At 37.7% G+C, this 5,441-nt stretch carries 4 protein-coding genes and 2 pseudogenes; 2 read left to right on the top strand and 4 right to left on the bottom strand.

The window, feature by feature from the left end:
- The 4 genes and pseudogenes from HMPREF0518_RS09975 to glpK all read right to left on the bottom strand — a co-directional run.
- Positions 1–81, bottom strand: a pseudogene (locus tag HMPREF0518_RS09975) (acetate kinase); the annotation flags it as partial.
- Positions 82–213: 132 nt separating this feature from the next.
- The gene (locus HMPREF0518_RS00835) at positions 214–1,164 is read right to left on the bottom strand and encodes a LacI family DNA-binding transcriptional regulator (RefSeq protein WP_003625121.1); all 951 of its coding nucleotides are present in this window, start codon (positions 1,162–1,164) and stop codon (positions 214–216) included.
- 7 nt (positions 1,165–1,171) lie between these two features.
- Entirely contained in the window at positions 1,172–1,945 is a 774-nt protein-coding gene (locus HMPREF0518_RS00830; protein ID WP_003625119.1) for a tyrosine-protein phosphatase, read from the bottom strand.
- A gap of 55 nt (positions 1,946–2,000) precedes the next feature.
- A pseudogene (glpK, locus tag HMPREF0518_RS00825) lies at positions 2,001–3,503 on the bottom strand (glycerol kinase GlpK).
- 125 nt (positions 3,504–3,628) lie between these two features.
- Here glpK and thiD point away from each other — a divergent pair.
- Both thiD and HMPREF0518_RS00810 read left to right on the top strand, forming a co-directional pair.
- Positions 3,629–4,441, top strand: a complete 813-nt coding sequence (thiD, locus tag HMPREF0518_RS00820) for a bifunctional hydroxymethylpyrimidine kinase/phosphomethylpyrimidine kinase (RefSeq protein WP_003625110.1) — start codon at positions 3,629–3,631, stop codon at positions 4,439–4,441.
- Between the two features lie 281 nt (positions 4,442–4,722).
- Entirely contained in the window at positions 4,723–5,409 is a 687-nt protein-coding gene (locus HMPREF0518_RS00810; RefSeq protein WP_003625106.1) for a type 1 glutamine amidotransferase, read from the top strand.
- Positions 5,410–5,441: the final 32 nt, after the last annotated feature.

Below are 5,441 nucleotides of genomic sequence, written 5' to 3'. Positions count from 1 at the left end.
AATCACTTGCTCGTTAGGAAAAGAAAAGAGCTTATATTTAAAAGAAGAACTACCTGAATTAATCGCTAAAACTTTTTTCATAAATTTATGACCTCTATTTGTAATTCATGTATCTATAACTTACGTCTCATTTCAAGTATAGCGCTTTCATTTAAATAGTAAAAAGATTTTAAAATGAAAAAACGCATTGATTTGAAAATCAATGCGCATCTATTATCTAGTAGTTTCACGTCTAATTAGCTCTGGCTTAAGCATAATTTCTCCTTGAGGAGAACCAGATTGAGCAATTTTTTGTAACAGCATGCTTGCTAACATTTCACCCATCTTAAAAATAGGCTGCTTAATTGTTGTTAACTTAGGATTAGAAACTTGGTCCAAGAATACCCCATCAAAGCCAATGACGCCAAAATCTTCTGGAATTCTAGCTCCCTCATCTTGCAATTGTCTGACTACGCCCACCGCAATTCGGTCACTCGCACAAATAAAGCACGTGTCTTTCTTAAATCCCTTAAAATGCTCATGAATTATTTCTTGTGCCTTATGACTATGATTAGGAACACGATATATCTGCGGAATTAGTTGATGCTGCTGCAAAGTATTGATGTAACCAGCTTCACGTGAATATTCAAACGGCTCTTTAATATCAATTCCAATAAAAATAATGCGTTTGTATAAGCGATCTAATGCGTATTGTGTAGCAATTTTCTCAGCAGTTTGATTATCTGTATCAACAAAATCATATCCGCGGTGATTTTCACCGAATAATACGAACGGCTTATCCAGCTTATCGAACATATCATAGTCTTTATTCCGCGCACCCGTAATCAAATAACCATCAGCATGACCTTTTTTAATTTGGGTGGGATCAGTTACTAACTGCATGGCATATTGCTTAGTATTCAAGCCTCGAGCAAAGCCGAAAAGCAAGTTCATGTAATAAGGCTCGGTTGTATCAATATCTTCTAAAGTAATAAATTTGACTACATTAGTACGCTTATTAACTAAAGCTTGGGCAATTGAATTAGGATGGTAATTTAAATCTTTCATCACCTTTTCAACTATTACTCGCAACTCTGGCGTCACTTGCTCAGGATGATTAATCACCCGAGATACTGTCATTTTTGAAACATTTGCTTCTTTAGCTACATCAGATAATGTTGTCATATATTTCCTATTCTAAATACATCTTTCTAAATCTATCTAGATCACTTTGGCTAAAATGAAGTTCTTTTTTGAAGAAACCATCAAAATCGCCCCAACCTGCACGGATTGTTTCGGTAATTCCGCGAATTGCTGGGCCTTCTCCTTTGGTCAGGTTCATTTTAGAAACCATCTTGGCAATCTGATTATCATCAGGGTATTGCTTGGCTAATGCAAAATTATACAGTTCATTCGTCAATAAATAATCTTGCGCAATCGTATCATCATCGACGCCAAGAGCAGTCAAAATCAAAGCTGATGTCATACCGGTTCTGTCTTTCCCCGCACTGCAGTGATAAACCAAGGCATCCTCTTCTGGAAGTTCAATAAGTTCCGCAAAAATCTTGGCGAACATATGCTGGCTGTGAGTATTAAGCAAAACTTGTTGGTAAATCTCACCTAAGTAGTTATCACCCATGTCAGGAATATGATGAATGAAACGATAGAGCTTGTTATCACCCTTGTTTTCCTTGCAATTTTCTGAATAAATGTGGGCATCAACATACCGCACGTTAGGCCATCGTCTATCAGGTGCCGCATTTTGCTCATACTTTGAACGCAAATCGATATCAACTGTGATTCTACGATCGGCTATCTTTTGCTCATCTTCATCAGATAAAGAGCTAAGCGAATCAGAACGATATATTTTATTCCACTTTACGTGTTGTCCTTTATCATTCTTATAACCACCGATATCTCTAAAATTACGCGGTCCATCTAAAGCAAGTATTCTGTCGTGCTTCATTTTTCTTTACCTTTCCTTGTTAAAGTGTTAATATATTACATTTTATTATACATCACTAATCATGTGCAAAAACTTGCGTTGCCTTGATTGCACGCTGCCAGCCGGAATATAGTTTATCTCTTTCTGCATCAGACATTTTAGGCTCAAAAGCTTGTCCGATTTTGAAAATATGCTTTAATTCATCCGTATTTTTCCAATAACCAACGGCAAGGCCGGCTAAAAATGCGGCACCCAGACTAGTAGTCTCTAAAATCTTAGTCCGTTCGATCGTGATATTTAAAATGTCTGCCTGGAACTGCATCAAATAGTTATTGTTGCTTGCACCACCATCAACTCGCAGATCTGGGATCTTAATACCAGAATCTTTTTGCATAGTATCAACTACATTCCGAGTTTGATAAGCCAAAAATTGCAAAGTAGCTTTAATAATATCTTTATCTGTTGTTCCACGTGTAACGTCAAAAATTGATCCGCGTGCTTCCGCATCCTAATAGGGTGCACCCAGCCCTGTAAATGCTGGTACAACATAGACCTCATTTTCTGAAGTTGATTCATAAGCTGCTTGCTCAGAATCTGGTGCGTGTTTAATCAGCTTCATTGAATCACGCAGCCATTGAATTGCGCTACCTGCTACGAAAATTGATCCTTCTAAGGCATAGGTGATTTTGCCATTAATGCCATAACCAATGGTAGTAAGCAAATTATTGTTGGAATCCGTCGGCTTTTCACCAGTATTCATCACAATAAAGGCACCGGTACCATAAGTACTCTTTACCATGCCTGGCTTTAAAGCCAGTTGCCCAAATAAAGCGGCTTGTTGGTCACCAGCCATTCCTGCAATTGGCACAGTACCGCCAAAGAACATGCAGTCTGCAGTTTTACCATAAATTTCTGAATTAGAACGTACTTCTGGCAGCATCTGCTTAGGGATGTTTAATAACTTTAAAATATCATCATCCCACTCAAGCGTGTGAATATTAAAAAGCATAGTCCTTGCGGCATTAGTATAATCTGTCACATGTTTTTGCCCATTAGTTAATTTCCATACTAACTAGCTATCAATGGTGCCGAATAAAAGCTTGCCCTGTTCTGCCTTTTCTTGAGCACCAGGAACATGGTCCAAAATCCAGCGAATCTTAGTTGCACTAAAATATGGGTCAATAATTAAGCCTGTTTTTTGCCTGATTTTTTCGCTATAGCCTTCTTTTTTAAGCTTTTCGGCTAATTTAGTCGTCTGACGTGACTGCCAAACAATTGCATGATAAATAGGGTTACCTGTGTCTTTATCCCAAACAACCGTCGTTTCACGTTGATTAGTAATACCAATTGCCGCAATTTGACTAGGCCAAATACCTGAATTGATAAACGCGTTAGCAATCGTCGTTTGTACCGCTATCCTAATTTGATGAGCATCATGTTCTACCCAACCTGGTTCTGGAAAATATTGGGGTATTTCTTTTTGTTGAGCAGAAGCTACTTCATTTCCATTATGATCAAACAGAATAGCTCTAGTTGAAGTGGTTCCCTCATCAATTGATAAAATATATTGCTCAGCCATTTTAAATCTCTTTTCTACAAAAGCGCTTTCTTATAAGTTTACTGTTTTTTTGTATGCAGATTCTAGCAGTTCTTTTCGTAACTACGTTATAATTTTCTTAACATTAAGACTAAGAGGTGTATGAAATGATAAAAGATCCAAAAATCGCAGTAACCATTGCAGGAAATGATAGCGATGGTAGTGCCGGTATGCCCGCCGATTTGCACGCATTTTATGACCGTGGCGTTTACGGAATGGGCTTAATGACCGCTGCTGTAGCCGGCAATACAACCGGAATTTTTGCGCAACAGATTATGCCGGTTGACTTCATTCAAAAGCAGTTCGACGTATTAAATGATGACTTCAAAATTAGTGCTGCCAAGACGGGAATGCTTGCAAATAAAGAAATTATCGACTGTGTAGCCGATAATCTTGAAAAATATGACATGGGTAAAATTGTGCTTGATCCGGTAATTATCACCAAGCATGGCGCAACTTTGCTTGATGACGATGCTTACCAAACCTTCTTAGATCGACTCTTACCATTAGCTGACGTGATCACTCCTAACTTTTATGAACAACAAAAGCTAACCGGGATGAAATTGGAGAATAAGGAAGAAATTCACGCCGGTGCTAAAACATTGCAAGAGATGGGTGCTAAGAACGTCTTGATGAAGGGCAGACACGACGCTGATCAAGCTGAAGTTACCGATATCTTACTTACTGAAGATGGCAATTTCCATGAATTTACCAAACCACACTTTAAGACTGACCGCGTAAACGGTACCGGTGATACTTTATCTGCAGTCATTGCGGCAGAGCTTGCTAAAGGTAAATCAATTATTAATGCAGTTAAAATTGGTAAGGACTTTACCTATGAAGCTATCTCTCACCCTATCAATGTTGGTTCTAAGTGGGGACCAATTAATCACTGGGCTGCAGAAGATAAGGTAGAATAACAATGAAAATTACACTTAAAACTATTTTTTATGTAGTCTACTTCTGTAATCTGATTTATCAGATCGGCTTCATCGGTTACAAGCTACTGGCACACAACTCAATCACCACTACCGAATGGATTATAGCTGTCTCTAGTATTGCAGCAACTACATTAATTTACATTTTCGTGAAAAAGCTTAATTCATGAATTAACCTATATTTTAAAAGCTTTTAACGCACATCCAAATCGATTTAGGTTATACTAAGGAAATGAATTTCTAAGCAAATAAGGGACGATAAAATGAGCGATAAATTAATTAAAATTGCATATCTTTACGAAGATTTGATGAATACCTACGGTGATTCCGGTGACGTCAAGATCCTCAGTTTTTTATTAAAGCGTGAAGGTTACGACACTCAAGTTGATAATATTTCACTTGGTGATGATTTCAATGCTTTTGATTATGACTTTGTATTCTTCGGCGGTGGTCAAGACTTTGAACAAACAGTAGTTGCTAAAGACTTACCACGTCACAAAGATACCTTGAAGGAATATATCAACGGTGACAATCCAATGCTTTGCATCTGTGGTGGTTACCAATTAATGGGTAATTATTACAAAACAAATTCTGGTATAACAATTCCTGGTTTAGGTATTTTGCCATTGCACACTGTCTTTAAATCAGACAAGCGTATGATCGGTGATACGCGTTACATGACTGAATGGGGCGAAGTTAAAGCCTTTGAAAATCACTCTGGTCAAACCTACTTTGATGACAAAGATAAATTGCATTCACTCGGTGACATGATTGAAGGGTACGGGAATAACCCACAAGATCATGTAGAAGGCTTGCATTACCGTAACTTCATCGGTTCATATTCACATGGTCCACTTTTAAAGAATACTAACGTAGCTAATGCAATTGTTAAGTTAATTATTAAGCGTCATAACGACCGCGTAAATGCTTCTGAAAAAGTAGCTGAATAATAAAATAGACAAAAAATAAAGCTCAACCTGTA

Origin of the sequence: Lactobacillus helveticus DSM 20075 = CGMCC 1.1877 (assembly GCF_000160855.1) — a bacterium.
Classification (GTDB): domain Bacteria; phylum Bacillota; class Bacilli; order Lactobacillales; family Lactobacillaceae; genus Lactobacillus; species Lactobacillus helveticus.
This window is presented reverse-complemented; position numbering and strand designations above follow the sequence as displayed.

Coding starts and splice junctions, on each gene's coding strand:
- HMPREF0518_RS00810 (WP_003625106.1), top strand. CDS start 4,723: ATGAGCGATAAATTAATTAAAATTGCATATCTTTACGAAGATTTGATG.
- thiD (WP_003625110.1), top strand. CDS start 3,629: ATGATAAAAGATCCAAAAATCGCAGTAACCATTGCAGGAAATGATAGC.
- HMPREF0518_RS00830 (WP_003625119.1), bottom strand. CDS start 1,945: ATGAAGCACGACAGAATACTTGCTTTAGATGGACCGCGTAATTTTAGA.
- HMPREF0518_RS00835 (WP_003625121.1), bottom strand. CDS start 1,164: ATGACAACATTATCTGATGTAGCTAAAGAAGCAAATGTTTCAAAAATG.